This window comes from Halobacillus sp. Nhm2S1 (genome assembly GCF_019599545.1).
In the GTDB taxonomy this organism is placed as follows: domain Bacteria; phylum Bacillota; class Bacilli; order Bacillales; family Halobacillaceae; genus Halobacillus.
Map to the genome: position 1 here is coordinate 108964 of NZ_JAIEZV010000001.1, position 24041 is coordinate 133004.

26 protein-coding genes and 1 riboswitch are annotated in these 24041 nt (G+C 43.2%); of the genes, 22 read left to right on the forward strand and 4 right to left on the reverse strand.

Annotation, left to right across the window (positions count from 1 at the left end; all coding sequences use genetic code 11):
- Positions 1–97 precede the first annotated feature (97 nt).
- The 11 genes from K2225_RS00570 (at position 98) to K2225_RS00620 (ending at position 11424) form a co-directional block, all read left to right on the forward strand.
- Positions 98–826 carry a pseudouridine synthase gene (locus tag K2225_RS00570; protein ID WP_220583979.1) on the forward strand — a complete coding sequence of 243 codons (729 nt, stop codon included), beginning with the start codon at positions 98–100 and terminating at the stop codon, positions 824–826.
- A gap of 54 nt (positions 827–880) precedes the next feature.
- Positions 881–1432, forward strand: a complete 552-nt coding sequence (gene resA, locus K2225_RS00575) for a thiol-disulfide oxidoreductase ResA (protein WP_220583035.1) — start codon at positions 881–883, stop codon at positions 1430–1432.
- 28 nt (positions 1433–1460) lie between these two features.
- Positions 1461–3092 (forward strand): cytochrome c biogenesis protein ResB, encoded by a 1632-nt coding sequence (gene resB / locus K2225_RS00580; protein WP_220583036.1) that lies wholly within the window; start codon positions 1461–1463, stop codon positions 3090–3092.
- Between the two features lie 18 nt (positions 3093–3110).
- On the forward strand, positions 3111–4301 hold the full coding sequence (gene ccsB, locus K2225_RS00585; RefSeq protein ID WP_220583037.1) for a c-type cytochrome biogenesis protein CcsB: 1191 nt from the start codon (positions 3111–3113) through the stop codon (positions 4299–4301).
- 105 nt (positions 4302–4406) lie between these two features.
- Positions 4407–5123 carry a response regulator transcription factor gene (locus tag K2225_RS00590; RefSeq protein ID WP_220583038.1) on the forward strand — a complete coding sequence of 239 codons (717 nt, stop codon included), beginning with the start codon at positions 4407–4409 and terminating at the stop codon, positions 5121–5123.
- The gene (locus tag K2225_RS00595) at positions 5123–6910 is read left to right on the forward strand and encodes an ATP-binding protein (RefSeq protein ID WP_220583039.1); all 1788 of its coding nucleotides are present in this window, start codon (positions 5123–5125) and stop codon (positions 6908–6910) included. The genes K2225_RS00590 and K2225_RS00595 overlap by 1 nt, the downstream gene beginning before the upstream one ends.
- A gap of 45 nt (positions 6911–6955) precedes the next feature.
- Positions 6956–7136: riboswitch (cobalamin riboswitch) on the forward strand.
- Between the two features lie 210 nt (positions 7137–7346).
- Positions 7347–7748 (forward strand): DUF4430 domain-containing protein, encoded by a 402-nt coding sequence (locus K2225_RS00600; protein WP_220583040.1) that lies wholly within the window; start codon positions 7347–7349, stop codon positions 7746–7748.
- A gap of 6 nt (positions 7749–7754) precedes the next feature.
- Positions 7755–8267, forward strand: a complete 513-nt coding sequence (locus tag K2225_RS00605; protein WP_220583041.1) for an ECF transporter S component — start codon at positions 7755–7757, stop codon at positions 8265–8267.
- A gap of 737 nt (positions 8268–9004) precedes the next feature.
- Positions 9005–9547 (forward strand): RNA polymerase sigma factor SigX, encoded by a 543-nt coding sequence (sigX, locus tag K2225_RS00610; protein WP_220583042.1) that lies wholly within the window; start codon positions 9005–9007, stop codon positions 9545–9547.
- Positions 9534–10754, forward strand: coding sequence for a hypothetical protein (locus tag K2225_RS00615; protein WP_220583043.1), 1221 nt, complete (start codon positions 9534–9536; stop codon positions 10752–10754). Before sigX ends, K2225_RS00615 begins: the two co-directional genes overlap by 14 nt.
- A 220-nt stretch (positions 10755–10974) precedes the next feature.
- Positions 10975–11424, forward strand: coding sequence for a helix-turn-helix transcriptional regulator (locus K2225_RS00620; RefSeq protein WP_220583044.1), 450 nt, complete (start codon positions 10975–10977; stop codon positions 11422–11424).
- A 40-nt stretch (positions 11425–11464) separates the two neighbouring features.
- On the opposite strand, the gene K2225_RS00625 is transcribed toward K2225_RS00620, so the two are convergent.
- Complete coding sequence (locus K2225_RS00625) at positions 11465–11716, reverse strand: ferredoxin (protein ID WP_160911949.1); 252 nt, start codon at positions 11714–11716, stop codon at positions 11465–11467.
- Between the two features lie 133 nt (positions 11717–11849).
- Here K2225_RS00625 and K2225_RS00630 point away from each other — a divergent pair, with 133 nt between their 5' ends.
- Genes K2225_RS00630 through K2225_RS00645 form a run of 4 tightly spaced genes read left to right on the forward strand, consistent with a single transcriptional unit; the run spans position 11850 to position 15318 of the window.
- Positions 11850–12920: a YpbB family protein gene (locus K2225_RS00630; protein ID WP_220583045.1), complete on the forward strand. Its 1071-nt coding sequence runs from the start codon at positions 11850–11852 to the stop codon at positions 12918–12920.
- Complete coding sequence (locus K2225_RS00635; RefSeq protein ID WP_220583046.1) at positions 12910–14421, forward strand: RecQ family ATP-dependent DNA helicase; 1512 nt, start codon at positions 12910–12912, stop codon at positions 14419–14421. Before K2225_RS00630 ends, K2225_RS00635 begins: the two co-directional genes overlap by 11 nt.
- A complete protein-coding gene (locus K2225_RS00640) occupies positions 14418–15014 on the forward strand; it encodes a CPBP family intramembrane glutamic endopeptidase (protein ID WP_220583047.1) in 597 nt (198 codons plus the stop codon). The genes K2225_RS00635 and K2225_RS00640 overlap by 4 nt, the downstream gene beginning before the upstream one ends.
- Positions 15007–15318 (forward strand): hypothetical protein, encoded by a 312-nt coding sequence (locus tag K2225_RS00645; RefSeq protein WP_220583048.1) that lies wholly within the window; start codon positions 15007–15009, stop codon positions 15316–15318. The genes K2225_RS00640 and K2225_RS00645 overlap by 8 nt, the downstream gene beginning before the upstream one ends.
- A 3-nt stretch (positions 15319–15321) precedes the next feature.
- Here K2225_RS00645 and K2225_RS00650 read toward each other — a convergent pair whose 3' ends face one another.
- The 3 genes from K2225_RS00650 to K2225_RS00660 are packed head-to-tail and all read right to left on the reverse strand — an operon-like array spanning position 15322 to position 16412.
- Positions 15322–15891, reverse strand: a complete 570-nt coding sequence (locus tag K2225_RS00650) for a manganese catalase family protein (protein WP_220583049.1) — start codon at positions 15889–15891, stop codon at positions 15322–15324.
- Positions 15892–15924: 33 nt separating this feature from the next.
- Positions 15925–16194 carry a spore coat protein CotJB gene (locus K2225_RS00655; RefSeq protein ID WP_146815986.1) on the reverse strand — a complete coding sequence of 90 codons (270 nt, stop codon included), beginning with the start codon at positions 16192–16194 and terminating at the stop codon, positions 15925–15927.
- Positions 16191–16412: a spore coat associated protein CotJA gene (locus K2225_RS00660; protein WP_220583050.1), complete on the reverse strand. Its 222-nt coding sequence runs from the start codon at positions 16410–16412 to the stop codon at positions 16191–16193. Before K2225_RS00660 ends, K2225_RS00655 begins: the two co-directional genes overlap by 4 nt.
- Positions 16413–16536: 124 nt before the next feature.
- Between K2225_RS00660 and K2225_RS00665 the strand changes: the two genes are divergently transcribed.
- The 7 genes from K2225_RS00665 to K2225_RS00695 all read left to right on the forward strand — a co-directional run bounded on the left by K2225_RS00665 (position 16537) and on the right by K2225_RS00695 (position 24004).
- Positions 16537–17175 (forward strand): CBS domain-containing protein, encoded by a 639-nt coding sequence (locus tag K2225_RS00665; RefSeq protein ID WP_220583051.1) that lies wholly within the window; start codon positions 16537–16539, stop codon positions 17173–17175.
- Positions 17176–17415: 240 nt separating this feature from the next.
- Positions 17416–18183, forward strand: a complete 768-nt coding sequence (locus tag K2225_RS00670) for a metallophosphoesterase (protein ID WP_220583052.1) — start codon at positions 17416–17418, stop codon at positions 18181–18183.
- Between the two features lie 95 nt (positions 18184–18278).
- On the forward strand, positions 18279–19181 hold the full coding sequence (locus K2225_RS00675) for a MerR family transcriptional regulator (protein ID WP_220583053.1): 903 nt from the start codon (positions 18279–18281) through the stop codon (positions 19179–19181).
- Positions 19182–19510: 329 nt separating this feature from the next.
- A complete protein-coding gene (locus K2225_RS00680; RefSeq protein ID WP_220583054.1) occupies positions 19511–20092 on the forward strand; it encodes a genetic competence negative regulator in 582 nt (193 codons plus the stop codon).
- A 349-nt stretch (positions 20093–20441) separates the two neighbouring features.
- Positions 20442–21362: a D-alanine--D-alanine ligase gene (locus K2225_RS00685; protein ID WP_220583055.1), complete on the forward strand. Its 921-nt coding sequence runs from the start codon at positions 20442–20444 to the stop codon at positions 21360–21362.
- A 153-nt stretch (positions 21363–21515) separates the two neighbouring features.
- Complete coding sequence (locus tag K2225_RS00690; RefSeq protein ID WP_220583056.1) at positions 21516–22796, forward strand: Glu/Leu/Phe/Val family dehydrogenase; 1281 nt, start codon at positions 21516–21518, stop codon at positions 22794–22796.
- A 233-nt stretch (positions 22797–23029) separates the two neighbouring features.
- Positions 23030–24004 (forward strand): YpdA family putative bacillithiol disulfide reductase, encoded by a 975-nt coding sequence (locus tag K2225_RS00695; RefSeq protein ID WP_220583057.1) that lies wholly within the window; start codon positions 23030–23032, stop codon positions 24002–24004.
- The last annotated feature ends 37 nt before the right edge of the window (positions 24005–24041 follow it).

The following is a 24041-nucleotide window of genomic DNA, read 5'->3' on the forward strand; positions in this document are numbered from 1 at the left end:
AATGTAGAGGAACGGACAAGCCGCGCTTTGTGAGCGTGGCTTCGTTTCATGAAAAAAAGTGATTTCAAAGAAGGTTGGTGACGGTCGTATGGCAGATATGGAACGACTACAAAAGGTGATCGCCCACGCAGGTGTCGCATCACGAAGAAAAGCAGAAAAGTTGATTGTTGACGGTAAGGTGACAGTCAATGGCAAAGTTGTAACAGAATTAGGAACCAAGGTTGGTAAAAACGACGATGTTGAAGTAGAAGGCGTACCGATTGATAAAGAAGAGCCTGTCTACTATTTGTTATATAAACCGCGCGGTGTGATTTCGAGTGTCAGTGATGATAAAGGACGTAAAGTAGTCACAGACTTTTTGCCGGAAGTTCAGGAGCGGATTTTCCCGATTGGCAGGCTCGATTACGATACGTCAGGATTGATTTTGTTAACGAACGATGGGGAATTTGCTAATTTACTTATGCACCCAAGTCATGAAGTGGACAAAGTGTATATCGCAAAAACCAAAGGCATTCCTACTAAAGAGCAACTGAAGCAGTTGAAGAAAGGAATGACTGTGGACGGGGAATATTTGAAAGCCGTCCATGCTAAAATTAACTCGACGGATTCGAAGAAGAATACGGCCATCGTGCAAATCATTCTTCATGAAGGGAAAAACCGTCAAGTTCGTCGGATGTTCGAATCACTAGGATATCCTCTCGACAAATTGAAGCGCGAACGGTATGGAACGCTGGACCTGCATGGGATGAACGCAGGAGATTACCGGCCATTAAAACCATTTGAAGTGAAGCAGCTTCGTGCACTGGCAGAAAAAACTGTTGAATAACGTTCAAATTTACAGCCTTCGATCAATGTTATAATGGTTTGGGAGTGAGTCATAATGAAGGAAGAAACCATTAGGAAAAAAAGAAAGCGCCTCATCTTTAGAACAGCTATGCTTGCCGTGATGGTCGGACTCGTCGTGTTCGCTCTCGTCGCGAACGGCAAGGATGAACAGTCAGTGATTGCCAAAGGGGAGAAAGCCCCTGATTTTCAATTGAAAAAATTCGGTACAGACGAGACGGTTCAATTAAGTGACCTTAGAGGAAAAGGCGTGATGGTCAACTTCTGGGCAACGTATTGTAAGCCATGTAAAGATGAAATGCCTTATATGGAAGAGTTGTATCCGGAGTACAAAGAGAAAGGTGTCGAAATTCTAGCTGTCAATCTCGATTCGACTGAACTTGTTGTGGAGAATTTTGTGAACGAATACAACCTGACCTTTCCTATTCTGCAAGACAAAAATGGAGAAGTGATGGATCTTTATAACATCGGTCCCATTCCTTCTACGCTATTCATCAATCCTGAAGGTGAAATTGAAGAGCAAGTCATCGGCCCACTGACGCTAGACAAACTTGAAGGCCACTTGCAAGATATTGCACCGGAGGAATAGAGTCTACTTGACATTGTGAGGTTTTACTATGAAAGAGATTACCTGTGAATGTGGTCATGTGAATCCTGAGGGCACGGTGCTTTGTGAAGCTTGCGGGAAACCTGTGGAGCAGAACCAGCACATCGACGGTAATGAAGACAAAAAGCTGCTTAACATGCGCTACGATGGAAGTGCCCGTCGTTCTCAAACCTATAATCGTACGATCATTGATAAAATATGGAACTTTTTCTCCTCCGTAAAGGTAGGGGTCACCCTGATTTTTATCACCGTTGTGGCATCTGCCATCGGAACGATATTTCCTCAATCTGTGTTTATAGGCGGGGCAGATCCTGCAACCCACTATAAGGATCAATACGGGATAGCCGGACAGATTTATTATCAACTCGGATTTCATGACCTTTTCAGCTCGTGGTGGTATATGCTTTTAATTGCCATGATCGGCATATCCATCGTCATTGCATCCATTGATCGTTTCTTCCCGCTTTATAAAACATTGAAAAAGCAGAAACCGAAGCGTCATGAACTTTTCATGAAAAAGCAGCGGGTATTCGGGGAGACGAAATCGGATTCTATCGATTATGAAACATTCAAAGCCAACTTGAAAAAAAGACGCTTCAAGGTTTATGAACAAGATGGGCATATCCTGGCAGAGAAGAACCGCTTTGCAAGGTGGGGGCCTTATGTCAATCATATCGGTCTTATTATTTTCCTATTAGGCGCAATACTCCGGTTCATTCCTGCTTTTTATGTCGATGAACATGTTTGGGTGAGAGAAGGGGAAACCACATTGATCCCTGGGACGCAAGGCGAGTACTATATTAAGAATGAGTCCTTTACTCTAGAAACCTATGATAAAGACAACCCGGATGATGCAAAATTTAAAGAAGCCATTGAAAATCAGGATGGACCGATTCCGAAAACGTTCCGGACAGACGCTGTTATTTATGAGCGGACGAATCAGGGAGTCGCTGGAGCTGATCCAGATCTTGACGTAATCAAAGAAGGTTCAGCCACGTTAAACAATCCATTGAAGTTTGATGACTTTGCCCTCTATCAGGCGAGTTATCAATTGGACGAGTTCAGTGAAATGTCTTTCAAAATCCATGATCAGGATGATGAAGATACCAACTATGGTGAGTTTACAGTCGATTTGACGGACCCTCAATCTACATATGAGCTGGACGGCGGGTTCCGAATAGAGGTCGTGAATTATTTCCCAGAGTATGAAATGCAGGATGGTCAGCCTGCTTCCGTATCCAAGTATCCGAAGAACCCAGCTTTCGTATTCAATTTGTACCCACCTGGTGAAGAAACACCGGAAACTAGTTTTCTAGGTATAGGAGCGAACATCGGCGCTGGAGAAAATAACCAATATAAACTTGGTCTTACAGGTTTCGATACGCGGGATGTCACAGGCTTAACCGTGAAAAAGGATCATACATTAGGAATCATTTCCCTGGGAGGCGCAATCTTCATGATCGGTGTGATCCAGGGGATGTATTGGAACCACCGCCGAATCTGGCTGCAGCCAAGGTTAGATGGAGCCTGGATTGCTGGACATACGAATAAAAACTGGTACGCCTTGAGAATGGAAATTGAAAAATCAATTGAAGGCACTCACATCGAGGCCCCTCAGGACCAGTATGAAATGAAATCATAGAGTCAGGAGGATGAAATAATGGGAGATTGGACAGCCATAAGCGGCAATCTGCTATACGCTGCTTTTTTCATCTATTTAATAGCGACTTTCTTCTTCGCGGGCACCATCCGTGACAAAAAGAAAGGAAAGAGCCGTATAGCCGGAAACATCGGAATTACGCTTGCGATCATCGGTTTTATCACACAAATCGGTTACTTTATTACTAGGTGGATTGCAAGTGGTCATGCCCCCATCAGTAACTTGTTTGAGTACACGACGTTTTTCGGAATGATGCTTGTATTTGCATTCATCGTTCTCTACTTTATTTACAGAGTGGATCTCTTAGGATTATTTGCTTTACCGATTGCCCTCTTACTGATTGCATTCGCAAGCATGTTCCCGACAGAGATTTCACCCCTGGTGCCATCGTTGCAGTCACACTGGTTATACATCCACGTAACAACGGCATCTCTTGGTCAAGGGATTTTATCCGTTAGTTTTGTGGCAGGTTTGATTTTCCTAATCAGCCAGGTGGACCAGAGCAAACGTTCCAAACATACGATTTGGCTCGAAGTTGTCATTTATATTATTGCCGTAACTCTTGCTTTCATTATCGTTTCATCTTCATTCAGTGCCACGAATTATGAAGCGACCTTTGAGGCGCCGATTGAAGGGCAGCAGGCAGAGATTACGTACAATATGCCAGCCATTACAGGGCCTTATAATGGAGAATTGATCAGTGAAGATGCTATGTCTCCGTTGTTCCAGGCGCCGGAATGGATGCGCGGAGAGGATGCGGCTAAGAAATTCAATACCTTCCTGTGGGCACTTCTTGGTGGAGTGGTCTTATACTGGGGGACGAGGCTGATCTTAAGAAAGCGGATCGCAGCAGCTATTCAACCACTCTTAAACAAAAAAGTGAATCCTGAACTTGTTGATGAAGTAAGCTACCGCGCCGTGGCTATCGGGTTCCCTGTATTTACACTGGGAGCACTCATCTTCGCCATGATATGGGCTCAACAAGCCTGGGATCGGTTCTGGGGATGGGACCCGAAAGAAGTCTGGGCCCTGATTACTTTCTTCTTCTATGCGGCCTACCTTCATTTGCGCCTGTCCAGAGGATGGCAGGGAATGAAGTCCGCATGGCTCGCAGTCGGTGGGTTTGGAATCATTATGTTCAATTTGATTGCGGTCAACCTAATTATTTCAGGCTTACATTCTTATGCATAAAACAAAAGGCAGGCGAGATTTTTATAAACTCCGCCTGCCCTTTGTGTAAAGGATAAAGATCATGGCACCATAGAAGTACCATTTCTACGATTTGGAGGTTTTTATATGGATCAAGAAGCGAAAGTGTTAGTAGTGGATGATGAAGAACGAATCCGACGTCTGATTCGCATGTACCTTGAAAGAGAAGATTATGTCATAGATGAAGCGGAAGACGGGGAAGAAGCCCTGCAAAAAGCCCTTCAGAATGAATATGATGTGATCTTGCTCGACTTGATGCTTCCTGGTAAAGATGGGATTGAAGTGTGTAAAGAGCTGCGTGAAAAGAAAGCGACTCCTGTCATCATGCTTACGGCAAAAGGAGAAGAGGCCAATCGCGTGCAAGGTTTTGAAGTCGGGACAGACGACTACATCGTTAAACCATTCAGTCCAAGAGAAGTCGTTCTACGAGTGAAGGCACTCCTGCGCCGTTCTTCTTCAACGAAGTTCTTAGAGACGGAAACATCCGCCCGCAATGTGCTTGTTTTCCCTCATATGACCATTGATAATGACGCCCATCGTGTGAAGGCTGATGGGAAGGAAGTGGCTTTGACACCGAAAGAGTACGAACTTCTTCACTACATGGCGCAGTCTCCGGATAAAGTTTTTGACAGGGAACAATTGCTGAAAGAAGTATGGCAGTATGAATTCTTCGGTGATCTTCGGACGGTGGATACACATGTCAAACGTCTCCGTGAAAAATTAAGCAAAGTCTCTGCAGAAGCAGCCGGGATGATTGTTACGGTTTGGGGAATCGGCTATAAGTTTGAGGTATCTGGTGACTGATGTTCTGGCGTAGTGTAGTCGGAAAATTATGGTTCACCATCTTACTGTTGGTTTGTTTTGTCTTATTCATTTTAACTGTTCTTCTCCTCGAGTTCTTTCAAAACTATCATGTTGTTGAAGCAGAAAGGCATTTGCTGCAAACGGCTGATCGAATTTCAGATGTGGTGGATCGCTATGAACAAGAGGAAGACCTCTTACTTTCAACAACCGCCCTAGTTAAAGACCCGGCGAGTCGTGCGGTTATTGTAACGGGAGAGGGGGAGCAGCTGGTTTCGGAAGGTGATTCCGATTCTCTTCCCGTGCTTGACTTTGCATGGTTTGAAAATGACGAAGACACAGCAACCGTTCTGAAAGAAGGCGCAGATGTAAAAAAAGTTGCGGATCTAGGAAATGGGGAAACGGGAGTCATGGTTGTCGGAACGCCGCTCAATAACAAGGATGGAGCTGTCTTTGTCTATCAATCCTTGGATACGATTGAAGAAACATCCGAGCAGACGACAAAAATCATATTCCTGGGTGCTGGCATTGCTATTGTATTAACGACCATCTTCGCTTTTTTCCTATCGACGCGTATCACAGCTCCTTTAATTAAAATGAGAGAAGGAGCACTCGAACTCGCTAAAGGCGAATTCAACACGAAAATCCCTATACGTACCCATGACGAGATCGGTGAATTAGCGATGGCCTTTAACCGGATGGGGCGGGAGTTGAAGTTTCATATCAATGCTTTAAATCAAGAAAAAGAACAGCTTTCAGGAATTTTGAGGTCGATGGCAGATGGCGTCATTACATTTAACCGTGAAGGGGATGTGCTCATTTCCAATCCTCCTGCGCAGCAATATTTAGAAGCCTACGAGTTCGAAAGGGACGCTGCATCGACCAACGCTGATCAAAAAACATCCCTTCCGGAACCATTGAGGGATTTGTTCAATGATGTCATTACAGATGAGAATGAATCCATGATCGAGATGACGTTACAGGGCAGGTCCTGGGTGATCATCATGACCCCATTGTATGACAAAGAAAAAGTACGTGGAGCTGTTGCGGTTCTTCGGGACATGACAGAAGAAAGACGACTGAACAAGCTCCGCAAAGACTTTATCGCAAATGTATCTCATGAATTGCGAACGCCGATATCCATGCTTCAAGGTTACAGTGAAGCCATCGTGGATGACATTGCGGAATCAAAAGAAGACAAAAATGAGCTCGCACAAATCATTCATGATGAATCGTTGAGAATCGGTCGTCTCGTAAACGAGCTCCTGGATATAGCGCGTATGGAAGCGGGGCATATTCAGTTGAATGAAGAATCCGTGGAAATCGAGCCTTTTCTCAACAAAATCATACGTAAATTCAGCGGAATCGCCAAAGAAAAAGCCGTAGACCTGCAGTTGAAGGTAGATGGAGACTTCGGGTTCCTCAATTTTGACCCTGATCGTATTGAACAAGTGTTCACAAACTTGATTGATAATGCGATCCGACATTCCGACCCAGGCAGTGAGGTCCAGGTGATTCTTGAAAAAGATGAGAATGAATGGGTTGCGAGTGTCAAAGACGCGGGGTACGGAATTGCGGAAGAAGATCTTCCATTTGTATTCGAGCGTTTCTATAAAGCAGATAAATCGAGAAAACGTGAAAATAAGAACTACAAAAAAGGCACGGGACTCGGGCTTGCCATTGCGAAAAACATTGTAGAAGCCCATGAAGGGACCATTAGTGTCCATAGTAAATTGAAAGAAGGGACAACCTTCACATTTAAGATTCCTTTTTACCATAAGGAAAAATAATGTTGCTATATTCGGAAAATTGTTGTAATCTTGTCTATGGAAACTTCATATGAAGAGGATTCAGGTGTCTGAAAAGACTTGATAGGGAATCTGGTGCAAAACCAGAACTGTCCTCGCAACTGTAAGTGTAGACGAAAAGGAATTTCCACTGTGCTGTCTGGCATGGGAAGGGTCCTGATTAGGATGACGCACAAGTCAGTAGACCTGCCTGATCCAATGTTTCAAAGCTTCGGGGATTGAGCATTTGAGACAACCGATCGGTATGACGTGTAACTTAGATCTTATCCTTTCGCTTGTCTTAAGCTTACCCTTGTAGAAGGGTAAGCTTTTTTTATGGAAGGAAAGCACTTTCCGCTTGCTACATACATGTCACTTGGTTGTCTTCACTCTTCTCTCCTCCTGGCCGTGAAATACAATTAAAAAGGGAGAGATTGTCATGAAAAAATGGAACACTGTTTTAACAGCCATGATTTTAGCTGTTGCCGTACTAGCTGGATGTGGAACACAAGAGGAAAAAGAAACATCCGCCACACAGGAAGAACAAGTACAGGAAGTTACGGTACAAGTTCAGCTATCTAAAAACGATGGCGAAGAAATGATGGCAGAAGATGAAATTACAGTAGAAGAAGGAACCACCCTTATGGAAGTCATGGAAGATAACTATGAAGTGGAACAATCCGAAGGGTTTATCAACAGCATCGAAGGGGTTGCTGGTAATCAAGAAGAAAAAATGGCTTGGATGTATACGATTAACGGTGAAGAAGCCATGGTTGGAGCTAATGAGTACGAAGTAGAGGATGGAGACGAAATCGTTTTTGATTATCAATCCTGGGAATGATGAATCATGAATACCTATAAACTCACATTGATTGCTATGCTCGCATCCTTAGCCATTGCAGGAAGGATGGCCTTAGCTCATTTGCCAAACATCCAGCCGGTGACCGCGATCATCATTATCGCTGGTTTCTGGCTCGGACCTAGTGCGGGAATCCTCATTGCTCTCCTTACGACCTTCGTATCCAATGTGTTGCTGGGCATGGGAATATGGACGATTTGGCAGATCATCGCCTGGTCGCTCATAGGAATCTTTGCTGGACTACTAGGGAAATATTGGTCGAAATTGCCGTCCTGGGGCCTTTCCATCTATGGCTTTATCAGCGGACTTTTCTATGGCGTTGTCCTTTCCCTGACGATGCGGGCAGCCGGGCAGCCATTTTGGGCGTATTATTTAGCCGGCCTCCCGATGGATCTCAATCATGCCATATCGAATACTGTATTCATATTGGCCTTATCCCCGATACTTGGAACACTCTTCCAACGCTATGAAAAAAGAAACGCCATATCGAAAGTATCTTAGCTACCCAAACAAGGGGTAGCTTTTTTGCTATCTTAACCCTGTCATTTATTATAGTTAATGGGAGGATTCTTGAAGACTCAGTTTTGAGATGTTTCCGGGGTTCGTTGCCTTGTCGGGCGTCAGGGGTGGCTGGTAAGCTACTCGCTTTCCTGCGGAGATGACGGCATGCCTCCTAATGCTTTCGCACTGTGGGGTCTTGCCAGTCGATCCATTCCCGCGGGAGTCTCGTAGCTTTCCAACCACCCCTTTCGATGGAAGTGAGAAACGAACCCCTGTACGAAGTTAGAGGCTCCCACTATCCAACTGTTAGAGGTGCAAAGCCTTTGAATCAAGCATTTAAGTACTGTGGGAGTGTTCTAATCATCCACTTCCCTCAAACATACGAGCCGATTTTTTAGAAGGGGTTTCGAGAATCCCCCATGGCAAAGGGGCGGAGGGAAACGGTGAGACTCCTATGGGACGTGTGGGACAGGTGAGACCCCGGAAGGCGTAGCCTGAGGAGGCTCACCGCCCGCCCCATGGAAAGCGAACTGTTTCCCGGACCCTCGAAACTCACACAACCATCTCGAAACTGAGTCCTCAAGTAAGGGAGCTATAGTTGAAGTTGGGATAGAGAGGGAGGCCGGTGATTTTCTTAGGGAAACGCGGTTCCTTTTTCTTTTTTTGCATATTAAGATAGATAGTGTAACTTTTTCATACATAAAACGACTACTAAAGTGACCCAGGAGGTACCACCATTGCGAACGTTCTTTGATGAACTATATGAAAACTACCACCATGACCTGTTTCAGTTTCTGATCTATATGGTCAAGGACAGAAGTCTTGCCGAGGACCTGGTTCAGGATGTTTATGTAAGGGTCATGAAATCATACGATTCATTTAATGGCAAGAGCTCTGAGAAAACATGGTTGTTTTCCATAGCCAGACACGTAGCCATAGATTATTTCCGTAAACAACAAAGAAAGAGGAACCGCTTCATGGAGTTCTTTGACTGGACGGAGAAAGGCGAGCAGATTAAAGATCAAAATAAAATTCCTGAAGAGATTGCTGTTCAAAATGATGAAATTCAACAAGTCTATCAAGCGCTGGACAAATGTACGGTCGATCAGCGAAGTGTGTTGATTTTTCGGTTCATTCAGGGCCTGTCCATAATGGAAACAGCAGAAATCTTAAGCTGGAGTGAGAGTAAAGTGAAGACGACTCAACATCGCGCCATGAAAGCTCTGAAGACAATACTAGAAGAAATGGAAGAAGGGAGGGGAGATCGTGAAGAAGCGTAGTGATGAAGATATAAAAGAAGCATTAGGTAACCTCCCTTCTATGGAAGACCGCCAATCGAAAGACTTGCTCTATCAAAAGGTTTCCTCACGCGTAAATAAGCCTAAAAGAAAGGCAGCTCCATGGCTGTTTCCAGGATTAGCTACCATTGCAGTTTTGCTGGTGCTCGCTGTATTCATTCCTGTCTTTTTCAGTAACAATGGAATGCTTACGGTAGAAGAGTCTGCTGATCGTACGAATGAAAATGCAGAATCTTCAACAGCAAATGAAGAAACGACTCCTTCTTTTGATTCTCCCCCTTCAGAAAATGGAGAAGAAAATGCTGAAATCAAGGAAACCGAACCTTCAAGTGAGGAAAAAAATCTCCCGTCCGAAAAAAATGATGAAAATCAGACCCAAGAGAACGCATCAAAACTTGAAGAAAAACAAGGAGAGCCTGACACAGAGCTTGACTCACTTGTTTTAAGTAAAGATGAAGATGGATATACTACACGTTCGTATCCAGGGAAAAATGGGGAAGTCATCCTTCCCATTCCTCAAAAGCAAGAGGCGTCATTTACACCAGAAAGGTACGGTTTAGCTGAGAGAGCTGTTGGAGAACTGGAATATCAGGTCGATGAAACAGAAGGTTCGGCTGTCGTTACGTTTCCTGATGGTTTTAACGTTAGTGGCTCTGCATGGGCGAGCGCGATCGTTGAAAGCATTCGTTGGGATTTGGAAAACTTCAATTTGGATGAAATCATCGTTCAAACCGAGTCTGGGAATCCTGTTTCACTAGGAAGTTACGGAGAAATATCTGAAGTTCCTGTCATTCAACAAGGAGAGTACATCTTTCAATTGTATCAATACGAAGATTCCCCTGAACGTTTGCTGGCTCCAATATCGGTGGATGGTTCTCCGACGTTTCAGGATGCTCTTTCTATGATGAAGGAAAGAGGAAGAGGTCTCTATGTAAGCCCGGCTGTCCCAGAGCATGTTCAGTTCAATACAGTGACAGCAGATGAAGGAGTAGTCAGTATTAATCTTCAACATGAATCATGGGCGGGTGAGCAGCAGCTCTTGACTATGGTTGAAGCCATCCTTGCAACAGCAGGACAATTCGGTTTTGAAAAAGTGAAGTTCAATGGGGTGAATGTAAGCAAGTTTTCCACCTATGATCTTGAGGAGCCCATCGATGTCCCGCAAGGAATCAACCCTGTTGCCGAATAAGGACCTGAAACCCTCTGCAGATTTTGTGGAGGGTTCTTTTTTACCCGCTTAGAAAATCATTACTTATTTCCTAGAGATATAAGCTATGGAAGGAAAAACCATTCCCATTAAATCTATAAAAGTCTCTATACCGATTCCAACGGTCAACGAGGCTTTGTTCTGGGAATGCCTCTCATGCTCATGTTAAAATAAAGGAACGTAGAAAAGGGGACGATAGGTTATGGATAAACACGTAGTGAGGAAACAGGTTTCCGAGAAGATTAAATTGATTCGTGTCGAACATGGATATACGCAGGACAGGATGGCAGAAATCCTTGGGTTATCAAAAAAAACCCTTGTTCAAATTGAGAAGCAAAGGACAATGGCAGGGTGGACAACCGTTGTCGCCGTTTGTGCGCTTTTTCAAGAGAGCGATGTATTAAAAGGTATATTAGGTGATGCCCCTGTAGAAATCGTGGAAACCATTGCTCATGAGCAAGTGGAACCACAGGGGAAGAAGACGCTTGGAGGGAAAGTATGGTGGCAGACGATTGCTGAAGGAGAGAACTATATTCTTCAGCAGAATTTGATCAGTCACCATTATAGAATCATTGATTCAGAAGATTTTCGTATGTTCTCTACGATTGACCGGACCGAAGCGGAAATCCGTTTTGAAGAATTAGTCAAATGAAAAAGCCCCTTACGAAAGGGGCTTTTAATAAACAAGTACATCACTCTTCGTATTTTAAAGGGTCCCCGTGAAATGGAGCAGAAGAAATTTTTATGGAATCTGTGGGACACCCTTCCAGTGCATCTTCCATATCCTCTTCGTACAGCTCAGGAACCTCTTCCGTTCCCTCATTATCATCAAGGACCACATAAGCGATTCCTTCATCATCGTAATCATATAGATCAGGGGCAGCAGCACCGCACGCCCCGCATGCAATGCAGGTTTCCTTATCTACGATTGTATATTTGGCCATAAAACGACCTCCTTCATGAGACATTCTGTATGATCGAGGCATTGATTACATAAGTACAACGTTTATTGTAAAGCGCTAGTGAATGGTTTTCAACTATACAAGGTTGGACAAGTTGGAAAAAAGGGGGGAGAATATGTTCGAGCATTTGGTTTTGACATGTGTGGATCGATTCAGAGGGGAGCGGACCGTCTCTGGGATTTTTCATTTATTGAACGGAAAACGGTCATCACAGACATTACAGGATGCCAAAGGGTATGAACTGGACAGACTTTTTGGGATCTATCCATCGCTAAAGCGCGAGCAATTGGAAAGTCACGTCCAATCACTGAAGGATGAGGGGCTTATCCAAATCAATGAACAATCCTTCCCATCTATGACACAAAAAGGGGTTCAGCGGCTGGCTTCTGTCCCGGTTCAAGAGATGAAATATTTTGATGGTATGGTCTGGCATGATGTGATTCCTACATTCGTCAAAAGAGTCCATCTTTTATTACAGATGATGGCGAACTCCAAGGCAGGCATTCACCATTATGTCCCCATTGTTGATGACTTTGGCACACAGCAATGGGTGCGGACGGTCTATCATCAATTCCAGGATAAACTACCGAAGATGGTGGGATCCATGTACGAAGAAATCCAACACCTATTAAAAAAGCATCCCTCGATTCAAGCGGATCTGTTCGTCTATCGTCTCACAGGGGGAGGCGTCATTGGAATGACAATGGATCAGCTTAAGCGGGAGTTCGAATTGAATGTAGAAGATGTCGAGGTTATGCTGCAGCACACTTACTATTATTTGTTCCTTGAATCGAAAAAGAGTAAAGAGCACTATCCTGTGCTGCACCTTTGTACAAAAGGTCTGGATGCCACCCACCTGATCACTAGGTCGGCAAGAAAGACGTATCAATATATTCAACAAGGGTTAAGCATGCAGGAAATCATAAAGAAAAGAAGATTGAAAAAAAGCACGATCCAAGACCACATTGTAGAATCAGCCTTAATCATTCCTGATTTTTCAATCACCTCTTTCTTGAATGAGGAAGACGTACGGGAGATAAATAAAATAGAGAGTCAATTGAATACAAAAAAGCTGAAGCAAATTTATGAAGCTCTCGATGGAAAGTATGATTATTTCGAATTGCGCCTCGCATTAGCGAAAGGACAGCACGCAATAAAGGAAGGTATGACGCAGGATGAGGCATGATCTGAGTACGATATTGAAAGAGAATTTCGGTTTTGACGAATTCCGGGAAGGACAGAGGGAAGTGATTACAGATGTCCTTGAAGGCAAAGATGTATTAGGCATCCTACCTACCGGAACAGGAAAATCACTATGCTATCAACTTCCTGCTAAGGTTCTTGGTGGAACAACGCTTGTCGTATCTCCACTCATATCCTTGATGGTGGATCAGGTGAAGCAATTGAAAGCATCCGGGTATAAGGCAGTCACAGCTGTAAACAGCTTTATGGATCAGCCTGAAAGAAATACTGTATTAAAAAACCTTCATAAATACTCTCTCGTATATATTTCTCCAGAAATGTTGCAGAACGACTGGCTGCAGCAACGGTTTAAGCGCATGCGCGTCAATCTCTTTGTTATAGACGAAGCCCATTGCATATCTCAATGGGGACATGAGTTCAGAACGGATTATCTTAAACTTCATCAGGTCATCGAATACCTGGGACATCCAACCGTGATGGCCTTGAGTGCAACAGCAACTCCTGATGTGCAGCAAGACATTATGGAAAAGTTGAAGATTCCCCACATGAAAAAGAGAATCTATCCGATGGATAAACAAAATATCAGTTTCGCTGTGGAAGAATGCAATAGTCCAGAAGAAAAAACAGATCGGATTGTTGAAATCCTCAAGAAAAACCAAGCCCCGACGATGATCTATTTTTCCAGCCGGCAGTGGGCAGAAAAAGTCAGTTTTGAACTGCGGGATCGGTTGAAGCAGAGAGTCGCTTTTTATCATGGGGGCATGGAACAAACGGACCGAATGCTAGTGCAGCAGCAATTCATGAACAATCAATTGGATGTCATCTGTTGTACAAGTGCCTTTGGGATGGGGGTAGACAAAAAAGACATAAGAATCGTTATACACTTTCATCTGCCCCCTCAACTGGAGTCATTTATTCAGGAGGTTGGCCGGGCGGGAAGAGACGGTGGAGCGGCTGTCAGTCTACTGCTCTTCACACGTCAGGATCATTATCTTCCCCAGCGGCTCATTCAGAGTGAATTACCAGAAAAAAATGACCTTCAACGCGTATTTTCCTTTTTAAAGAGAAAGGAGGGGAGGGAAGTACCGGAAGATGATGTCATGATCGAACAATTTGAATTATCGGAGTCACAATGGAATTTTATCAAGTTTCAATTAGAGGAAGAAGGGGCGTTACAAGAAGGGGAATTAGTAGGTGTGACGCCTGAACTCATTCAGGAAATTGATCGCTTCCTAGAGGAGCGATGGATGTATAAACACAACAAACTGAATGAAATGTTGAAGTGGATTCATGTATCTTCATGTCGTAGAGAGGCGTTGTATAAACCGTTTCAGGACATGGTAAGAAAGCCGACCGTCCCGTGTTGTGATGGATGTGATTTTCGAATGGAGGATTTATCTTTCCAAGAGGAGAGTCAAACCTATGATACATTCAGCTGGGAAGATCGGTTAAAGCTGATTTTTAAACAAGGAGACGGTGTATGAAACGAAAGAGTCAATCCGAATTGATCATGGAAATGAACGATAGGGAAATTACATTACAATTAATTCTTACTCAGTTAAGTATTCTGGTCCTCGCTCTCATTGGCAGCGCATTTTTATTTGATGCCTTTTGGGCCGATTGGAGCAGTCAATTTGATTTTCACACGACCGAACTGCTGGTTTATGGGATCATACCAGGACTTATGGTGCTTCTCATCGATCTTTTTCTCGTGTATCGTTTACCTCAAAGGATGTACGATGATGGCGGGATTAATGTTAAAGTATTTAAGAACCGTTCCAGTATAAGTATCATCGCAATTACTTTGTTGGTAGCGGTTAGTGAAGAAATGTTATTCCGGGGGGTCCTCCACGCAGAGTTTGGCTATGTCGTGGCAAGCGTGCTTTTTGCTGTCATGCACATTCGTTATTTAACGAAAATCGTGTTACTTGTTTCGGTATTATTCGTTAGTTTCTTTATTGGTTATATGTATGAGGTTACGGGTAATTTACTGGTGACCATAGTGGCACATTTCCTTATTGATGTTGTATTAGCCTTTTGGATACGTTTCGGAAAATGGGGGGAAGCCGATGAGTGAGCAGCATTCATCAGAAGATCAAACAGTAAATCTCAGGGAACATACAGAAGAGGGTGGATTTGAAAAAGAAGAATTGGACATCCTTGATCTGCCACCAAGAAAGGATGTCCACGAAGGCAAGAAAGAGAAGACGAGATGGAGGATCAATGCGTTATGGATGCGCTTCCTTTTAGTCATTCTTCTAGTCTTGATCATTGTGATTCTGTCCTATCCATACTGGGATGAATGGTTCGGACAACCATTTCCCGAACAGTCTATCATAGAAGAATCGCCCTACCATGAACGAATCACGGTAGAGCGGTAACGGTTAGAAAAACTGTTTTCGATCCTTTTCGAACTTAAGTATTTCGACTGCTTCTCTGAACCTTTGAGAATGAACCACTTCTCGTTCGCGTAAAAATTTCAAACTGTCATTCAAGCATGGGTCATCCGACATGTTGATGATCCACTGATAGGTAGCCCTGGCTTTCTCCTCAGCAGCAATATCTTCATAAAGGTCCGCAATTGGATCCCCTTTCGCCTGGATGTAAGTGGCTGTCCATGCGCTTCCTGCCGCGTTATTGTAATACAAGGCATGATCGTGGTTTGCATAATGGGCACCAAGACCAGCCGCTTTCATTTGTTCCGGTGTTGCATCTTTCGTAAGTTTATAGATCATCGTCGCAATCATTTCCAAATGGGCAAATTCCTCTGTCCCAATGTCTGTCAAAAGTCCAATCACTTTATCTGGTATACTATACCGCTGGTTCAAGTAACGAAGGGCTGCGGATAATTCGCCGTCCGCTCCTCCATACTGTTCGATTAAATATTTTGCAAGCCTCGGGTTGCATTCCGTTACTTTGACAGGATATTGCAACTTTTTTTCATAATACCACATATGCGCCCTCCTATTTCCTTCATAAATGAAGGGTTATAACTGCCATGGCCACGGGCTGTCTCCCCAGTTCCAAGGATATCCTGAAAAGCTGCCTCCATATTGTCTTAACGGGCCGAAACGCTGCTCATAGGCAGATTTAAGATCCCTGCTCTCTACGGCGAGCTGATTGAACTGCTGGATCGCCTGAGTGTCTTGTGGATGTGTGTCCAGGTAAAGAGTAAGTTCCACTAAAGCGAAATCCACCATCTGAATTTTTTCCATTAAAGCATACCGCTCTTTAGCAGGATCGGTCGCTTGTTTCATCTTTTTGCTCCCTTCTCTAAAGGTGTAGGGTATGGGTCGTACAATGCCGGCCAAAGTGTTCCTTTATACAAGGCTTCTTGAATTGGAAATTGCTGCAAATTTGGAGGTTGAAAACCCAGGTAAAGGTTAGGTGGTGTCTGGTAACAAACCGTCCCTCTTGATGGACAAGGATCAAAAGGGCCGTGGTATGGCTGATAGCATTTGATTGGTGTGTACATCCAAAATCACATCCTTTTCCTTGGAATTTTATGTGCTCCTTTCTTGTCCTATTCGACTTAGGGAGGATATTCCCACTCTCGTGGCGAAATGATTACCGTGCAAATCAAAAGAAGAGGTGAGTGTATGTTTGTTAAAGGAATTATGAAACCCGCCCACAAATCTGTCACGGCTGAATCATCCGCTTCACTTTCAGAGATTTTGAAAGTACTTGATGAGAAAGATATTGAGGCCATGCCTGTGTTGACATCTGGTCAATTTATAGGAATGATTTCTAAAGAAATTATTTTCCGGGCCTACTTTAATTCAGAAGATGGAATGGATCGCAGAACGTTTCTTAGTGAGACCACTGCAGGTGATGTTGCCATGCATGAAGATTATTATATTCACGATGAAGAGGTTTTTGAACGTACACTTCCTATGTTCAAAGGTTTTGCCGTACTGGCTGTCGTCACCCCATCTAAGAAGTTTCTCGGTCTCGTCACAAGGTTTGATGTCATCGAACAGTTCGAAAGCGCGTTCGGGGTCAATAAAAAAGGGGTAAGGATTGCCTTCACTTCCGAGGAATCATCAGGCAGGATCGAAAGACTCGGGGATATTATTAAAAGTTACCATGAAAACGTGATTTCACTTGCCACTTTTGATGAAACCGATAAGCTCGCCAGAAGAATTGTCTTAAAGATTGAAGATAATGATAATATTGATGCGTTTACGAGGAAACTGGAAAAGACAGGCTTTAGAATTTTGAGCGTGAAGAACGTATGAGTGAGTACGATTCTTACGTGGGAATTTTAAGCGAGACATAAGAATGGATCAAAACCGCTCTCGATGTGTCATGTGGAGCGGTTTTCTTATATCCAATATTCAGCCAGCATCCATACCTTACTTCTTGTTACAAAGGCATTTCTTGTAGGGGGGTGTAAGATATCTAATGTTTAGATTTTATTAGACTCTGTCGTTTATGATAATATAAAAGTTCTAAAACTATGGTGAGGGGGTGTCCCTATGCTGGAGGTGCTGTTTTTTGTCCTCATAGGTGGAGTCATACTTTTGGTTTATATGTATCTTTTGGCAGAACACGATCATTTGCGAGAAAATCGACTGCCCTGTAGAGGGTTGAGTGCTCACCAAAAGGTTCAACTATTATTCATTAGTGATATACATAACCGTAGATTATCAAAAGAGACATTCAAAAAAATACAATCCGTCGATCTCGTTATGATCGGGGGAGATTTTGTGGATAATAGGACATCTTACGAACGCTTTATGTACAACCTATCAATATTAAAGAAATGGGGGGCGCCTGTTTATTTCGTTCCTGGTAATAATGATCATGAGTGGAAGTTTGGATCATTTTTGGATGAATTAATGAAACAAGGTGTCGTTCCCCTCTCCAATGAGGATGAGCGTGTGGAGTTGTCAAATGGAACACCAGTGGTATTAAGTGCTCTGGATCCATACTTTATGAAACCGAATCGAAATGCTTCCTACTTAGAGGATGAAGAGTGCCTGCAGATCCTTTGTGTCCATGATCCGTATGTTTTCAAACGGATCCATCAGGACGCCAAGGGAAGGTTTGATCTTGTTTTAAGTGGACACACACATGGTGGACAAATCCGGCTGCTTGGTTTCGGACCTTATGAACGGGGCGGCTGGAAGGTCGATGAAGCCCAGCCTTTCCTTGTCAGTGAAGGATATGGAACATCATTGCTGCCTCTGCGTCTGGGGACGAGAGCGGAATGCCATTGGATCGAATTAACTCCCGAAAATTAGACCTACTTTCAAAGCATATAGGAGAATATTGAAATTTTACACACATTCTTGACTTCCTATATAATAGAAGAAAATGGACAGGTGGAGGCAGACTTATGGCGACAACAAAAGCAAAATATAATATCAAAGCTGTGTCACAGTTATTAGGAATTCAGCCGGGTACGCTCCGTGCCTGGGAAAGAAGATATAAAATGATCCGCCCATCAAGAAATGAGGCTGGCCATCGTCTGTACACCGATGATCATGTCCGAATTTTAAAATGGCTGATGGAAAAAGTGAACAAAGGGTTCACCATATCACAAGCCGTTTCCTTATTAGAAAGTAATGAAGAAGCGGTATCGAGTTCAAATCATCATTCTGAGCATAAATCAGAGTTGGATAAAATAGGGGACGAGCTGTTGAACAGCCTTCTCTCCTTTAATGAAAACGATGCACAGCGTCACCTGGATCATGCGTTTAGTTTATTTACGCCAGAAACGGTTGCCATCGATATCATCGGTCCTATTCTTGTGAAGGTCGGTGACTTGTGGGAAGAGAACCGGATTACGAGTGCTCATGAGCATTTCGCCAGCCAGTTCATCCGTTCAAGGGTGGGCATGATGCTTCTGTCTATTCCCGTAGATGGAATGCTGCCGAAAGCGCTGCTCGTGTGTGGTCCTAATGAACGTCATGAATTAGGGTTGCTCATCTTTGCCCTGTTCTTGAAACGAAAAGGATATGATGTCATCTATCTCGGTCAAAGTATTGCGGGCGGAGATATTGATATTGTCATTGATGAGATTGAACCCACATATATGTTCATGTCGTGTACCCTTAAAAAGAATATCCCTATCACAGTAAGGCTTGCAGAATCATTACAAAAACAATATCCAGATTTGAAAATTGGTCTTGGTGGATATGCTTATGACCGCCTTTCTGAGCTTGACAAAAAACGCATCCAGCCATTTATTGTAGGAAACTCCAAAAAGGCGTGGGAACGTTGGTTGCAGGCCACTTAACGCTTAAATTTACATTGAAAGTACATGGATCTTTGATAATGGAACGGAACCTTATTAAAAGAGGGACCGTTCCATTTTAAATTTGAAGAGTGTTCGCGCCTATAAGCCTATGTTAGGTGATCGGGCAGGAGTAGGGTGGTTGAATAGATGAGCTGTCCATCGATGATCAAAACATTTCTGAGAGAATGGTTCTTTTACATATCCCCTTCTGTGGGGTTGGAAAATGTTTGCCCCTGCCCAAATCGTTAGATATAATTTGAAAAAAGGTGCCATAATCGCATCAGTCATCATAAGATATAGATAACACATCGTGACAGGGGGGCGATCATGTGCGAGTGGAAAGAATGACAAACGAGAAATTTAAAATTTTCCTTACGTTTGATGATCTAATGGACAGAGGGTTGTCTCGTGAGGAGCTTTGGAGCGATTTACCTAGGGTGCATCGTATTTTCAGCGATATGATGTATGATGCAGGAATTGAACTAGGTGTCGAACTGTCAGGTGTCCTGTTGGTGCAGGTGTATCTCCTGCAAGCCCAGGGTATGTTAGTGGTCGTAACGAAAACAGAGCCCGCCGATATAGAAGACGATGAAGATTACATTGAAATGAAAGTCACTTTGGATGAAAGTAAAGAAATGATGTTCTCCTTTGAAGACTTCGAACATGTCATCCGGGCAGGGCAACAGCTGTATCAGCTTGATGTAACCGGAGGCAGTGTTTTCTTTTATCATGACTCCTATTATATGCTTCTTGAAGATGAGGAGATCTTCCATTTGGATCAGGATCAAGTGATCGCATTAATGTCTGAATATGCTTCCGCTACAGCAGCGACTTCGCACCGCTTGATTGAATATGGAAAACAAATCATGGACAAAGATGCATGCCGAACCATCTATAAACATTTTTCATAAACTGCAAGAGCGACGCTTCATAAGAGTCGTTCTTTTTTTATGACATAACAATGTAACGGGCACGTTTTTCCGCTATTGAAAGCCGAGACGTTTTCCAGGTTCGTTGCTAAAGTTAGCGGAAGGGATGATTGGGTAGCTACTCGCTTTCTTGTGGAGGGAATGCCGAGGAGGCTCAGCGCCCGCCCTATGGAAACTAGATCTATTGGAGCAAATGTTGGAGTTGGAGGTTTAGGAATATAAAATAGTGCAGTGCTTTATTTTTAAATAGATGCTTGAAAGGGAACATGTTAAGATAAGAGTTGGTGTAAGTTAATTATTATTTAGTGGTCTATGAAATGGAGTGTAACAAATGAAGATTGCGGTTTTATATGGTGGTACGTCAGGGGAACGAGAAGTTTCTCTCTCAACTGGAAAGGGAATCATAAAAGCATTGGAGAACAAGGGACACGGTGTTACGCCGATCGACTTTTCTCCTGAGAAAATGGAAGAAGTCCTGAATTTAGACGTGGACCTCGTTTTCATCGGGTTGCATGGACGGTTCGGGGAAGACGGAAAGATCCAAGGTCTTTTAGACATGCTCGGCATTCCTTATGTCGGCTCAGGCGTTTTAGCTTCAGCTCTGGCCATGGACAAAGCAAAATCCAAACAAATATTCTCCTTGAATGGTTTACACACAGCGAAAAGTGAAGTGTTTGATGTTACAGATCCACATGAATTCTCAAACATCGAGGATGAAATCAAGCGAACGTTCACTCTCCCATTCGTCATAAAACCGAATCAAGAAGGTTCTACTCTAGGTTTAACCATCGTGAAGAATGAAGAGGATATACAGCAAGCGATTGAAACGGCTGCACATTCGGATTCTATGATTCTAGTCGAAGATTATGTAAAAGGAAGAGAAGTGACCGTACCTGTTATGGGTTACAAAGGGAAAGAACAGGCACTTCCTGTGATTGAGATCATTCCTAAGAATGATTATTATGATTTTGATTCAAAATATAAACCTGGAGGCAGTGAACATATTGTACCTGCTAAAGTGAGTGACAATTTGACTGCAAGATTGCAGCAAGATGCGGTGCTGGCACATCAGCTGCTTGGGTGTGACGTTTACTCACGTGTCGACTTCATCATCAATGAAAAGGAAGAGCCGGTCATATTAGAAGTCAATACACTGCCAGGCATGACACCGACAAGCCTTTTCCCTGATTCTGCTCAGGCAATCGGGTTAAGCTATGACGACCTAATCCAAAAATTCGTAGAGCTATCGTAATAAAATAAAACCACACAAGTGTAAACGTTTACAATTTTTCTTTGAAAACGGTTAGAAAAAGCCGCATTCAGCTTTCCTAATTAGTAGTGAACGTGTATACTAATCACTGAAGAACGAGCCCTAATCGAATGGATTGATATAGGAGGTAAATGGATGGTAGCCGATAAGCCAACAGATTCTACAAACCAAAATAATGACAAACTCGATGTGTTGAAATCCACACAAACGGTGGTAAAAAAAGCACTTGATAAATTAGGTTATCCCAATGAAGTATATGAGTTGATGAAAGAACCTGTAAGAATGATGACGGTAAGAATTCCTGTCCGTATGGATAATGATCAGATCAAGATCTTCACAGGCTATCGTGCCCAGCATAATGACGCGGTTGGTCCAACAAAAGGGGGCGTCCGCTTTCACCCAAACGTATCTGAAAAAGAAGTCAAAGCACTTTCAATTTGGATGAGTTTGAAAGCAGGAATTGTTGACCTTCCTTACGGTGGAGGTAAAGGTGGAATCGTGTGTGATCCTCGCGAAATGTCCTTCCGTGAACTTGAAGGAGTCAGCCGTGGATACGTGCGTGCCATCAGTCAAATTGTAGGTCCTACAAAAGATATTCCTGCACCAGATGTATTTACGAATTCTCAAATCATGGCCTGGATGATGGATGAGTACAGCCGAATTGATGAATTTAATAATCCTGGATTTATTACAGGTAAGCCTCTGGTTCTTGGCGGTTCACATGGGCGTGAAACGGCTACGGCCAAGGGTGTGACCATATGTATTGAAGAAGCTGCGAAGAAAAAAGGGATCAATGTAGAAGGCGCCAGAGTCGTAGTCCAGGGCTTTGGTAATGCAGGAAGTTTCCTAGCGAAATTCATGCATGATCGCGGAGCGAAAGTAATTGGTATTTCAGACGCCTACGGTGGGCTTCACGATCCAGATGGACTCGATATTGACTACTTACTAGATCGCCGTGATAGTTTTGGTACAGTCACGAATTTATTCAAGAATACCATTACAAATGAGCAGTTATTGGAGCTTGATTGTGACATTCTTGTACCTGCAGCGATTGAGAATCAGATCACGGAAGATAATGCCCATAACATAAAAGCAAGCATCGTTGTTGAAGCAGCCAATGGACCGACGACATTGGATGCTACAAGAATCCTATCTGAACGTGGAATTCTGCTTGTACCAGATGTTTTAGCTTCCTCAGGTGGAGTGACCGTATCCTACTTTGAATGGGTACAAAACAACCAAGGTTATTATTGGACGGAAGAAGAAGTGGAAGAAAAGCTTCACAAAGTCATTGTCAAAGGCTTTGATAACGTCTATCGGACGGCTGAGACGCGTCGCGTAGATATGCGACTCGCCGCTTATATGGTCGGGGTTAGAAAAATGGCGGAAGCATCCAGGTTCCGTGGATGGATCTAACTTGATTCTAAGAATGCAATCTCCTATCATGGTTATGATAGGAGATTCATTTTTTATAAAAACTGTTAATAATGTCTTTCCTCTATGAGATGATCACTCGTGGGGGCGAAAACACTAGTTTGGAATGAGAAAGGATCATAGATGGAGTCCTTGTCTTATGGAAACCATCCCAGATCTGAAGTGGATTGAATTAAAGGATTGACCTGTAGCGGAATGAAAGAGGAGTGTTTGTCGTGCAAGAAGAAAAAGTCATCATTATCGGTGGTGGACCATGCGGAATGAGTGCAGCCATCGAATTGCAAAAAGAAGGAATAGAACCACTGATTATAGAAAAAGGAAACATTGTCAATTCGATTTATCATTATCCGACCCATCAGACATTTTTCAGTTCGAGTGAAAAACTTGAAATCGGGAATATCCCCTTCATAACAGAACGTCAAAAGCCGGTCCGTAATGAGGCATTGGCTTATTACAGAGCCGTCGCTGGAAGAGAAGACCTTCGAGTGAACACGTACGAAAAAGTAACTCAAGTGGAACAGGACGATCATGGTTTTGTGATCCATTCTGAAATAGCAGGCGGTGAAACAAAGAGTTATCACGCGAACCAAATCGTCATCGCTACCGGATATTATGATCAACCGAATTATATGAATGTCAAAGGTGAAGAGCTGCCAAAAGTCATGCACTATTTCAAAGAGGGCCATCCGTATTATAAGAAGAACATCGTCATTGTAGGTGGTAAAAATTCCGCAGCCGATGCTGCCCTGGAATTAGAGAAGTCAGGAGCTCACATTACCGTTCTTTACCGTGGTGAGGATTACTCGAAAAGTATTAAACCATGGATTCTTCCTCAATTCGAAGCATTGGTGAGAAAAGGCATCATCGATATGGAGTTTTGTGCAAACGTTAAAGAAATCACGAAGGATGAAGTTGTCTATGAATGTCATGGCGAAGAAAAACGAATCAAAAATGATTTCGTATTTGCTATGACGGGTTACAGACCTGATCATGCGTTTCTCACAAAAATGGGAGTAGAAATGGATGAGGAAACGGGAAGGCCAACGTTTGATGAGGATACGATGGAGACAAATATTCAGGGAATTTATATTGCTGGTGTCATAGCAGCAGGTTATAACAACAATGAAATCTTCATTGAAAATGGTCGTCATCATGGAGGAAAAATAGCAAAAGCGATCACTACAAAATAAAGTCAAAAAAAGCCTGAAGTTTATGAACTTCAGGCTT

Excerpts from the sequence above, each read along its gene's own strand:
- K2225_RS00570 (WP_220583979.1), top strand. The coding sequence starts at position 98 with ATGGAACGACTACAAAAGGTGATCGCCCACGCAGGTGTCGCATCACGA.
- resA (WP_220583035.1), top strand. The coding sequence starts at position 881 with ATGAAGGAAGAAACCATTAGGAAAAAAAGAAAGCGCCTCATCTTTAGA.
- resB (WP_220583036.1), top strand. The coding sequence starts at position 1,461 with ATGAAAGAGATTACCTGTGAATGTGGTCATGTGAATCCTGAGGGCACG.
- ccsB (WP_220583037.1), top strand. The coding sequence starts at position 3,111 with ATGGGAGATTGGACAGCCATAAGCGGCAATCTGCTATACGCTGCTTTT.
- K2225_RS00590 (WP_220583038.1), top strand. The coding sequence starts at position 4,407 with ATGGATCAAGAAGCGAAAGTGTTAGTAGTGGATGATGAAGAACGAATC.
- K2225_RS00595 (WP_220583039.1), top strand. The coding sequence starts at position 5,123 with ATGTTCTGGCGTAGTGTAGTCGGAAAATTATGGTTCACCATCTTACTG.
- K2225_RS00600 (WP_220583040.1), top strand. The coding sequence starts at position 7,347 with ATGAAAAAATGGAACACTGTTTTAACAGCCATGATTTTAGCTGTTGCC.
- K2225_RS00605 (WP_220583041.1), top strand. The coding sequence starts at position 7,755 with ATGAATACCTATAAACTCACATTGATTGCTATGCTCGCATCCTTAGCC.
- K2225_RS00620 (WP_220583044.1), top strand. The coding sequence starts at position 10,975 with ATGGATAAACACGTAGTGAGGAAACAGGTTTCCGAGAAGATTAAATTG.
- K2225_RS00625 (WP_160911949.1), bottom strand. The coding sequence starts at position 11,716 with ATGGCCAAATATACAATCGTAGATAAGGAAACCTGCATTGCATGCGGG.
- K2225_RS00630 (WP_220583045.1), top strand. The coding sequence starts at position 11,850 with ATGTTCGAGCATTTGGTTTTGACATGTGTGGATCGATTCAGAGGGGAG.
- K2225_RS00635 (WP_220583046.1), top strand. The coding sequence starts at position 12,910 with ATGAGGCATGATCTGAGTACGATATTGAAAGAGAATTTCGGTTTTGAC.
- K2225_RS00640 (WP_220583047.1), top strand. The coding sequence starts at position 14,418 with ATGAAACGAAAGAGTCAATCCGAATTGATCATGGAAATGAACGATAGG.
- K2225_RS00645 (WP_220583048.1), top strand. The coding sequence starts at position 15,007 with ATGAGTGAGCAGCATTCATCAGAAGATCAAACAGTAAATCTCAGGGAA.
- K2225_RS00650 (WP_220583049.1), bottom strand. The coding sequence starts at position 15,891 with ATGTGGTATTATGAAAAAAAGTTGCAATATCCTGTCAAAGTAACGGAA.
- K2225_RS00655 (WP_146815986.1), bottom strand. The coding sequence starts at position 16,194 with ATGAAACAAGCGACCGATCCTGCTAAAGAGCGGTATGCTTTAATGGAA.
- K2225_RS00660 (WP_220583050.1), bottom strand. The coding sequence starts at position 16,412 with ATGTACACACCAATCAAATGCTATCAGCCATACCACGGCCCTTTTGAT.
- K2225_RS00665 (WP_220583051.1), top strand. The coding sequence starts at position 16,537 with ATGTTTGTTAAAGGAATTATGAAACCCGCCCACAAATCTGTCACGGCT.
- K2225_RS00670 (WP_220583052.1), top strand. The coding sequence starts at position 17,416 with ATGCTGGAGGTGCTGTTTTTTGTCCTCATAGGTGGAGTCATACTTTTG.
- K2225_RS00675 (WP_220583053.1), top strand. The coding sequence starts at position 18,279 with ATGGCGACAACAAAAGCAAAATATAATATCAAAGCTGTGTCACAGTTA.
- K2225_RS00685 (WP_220583055.1), top strand. The coding sequence starts at position 20,442 with ATGAAGATTGCGGTTTTATATGGTGGTACGTCAGGGGAACGAGAAGTT.
- K2225_RS00690 (WP_220583056.1), top strand. The coding sequence starts at position 21,516 with ATGGTAGCCGATAAGCCAACAGATTCTACAAACCAAAATAATGACAAA.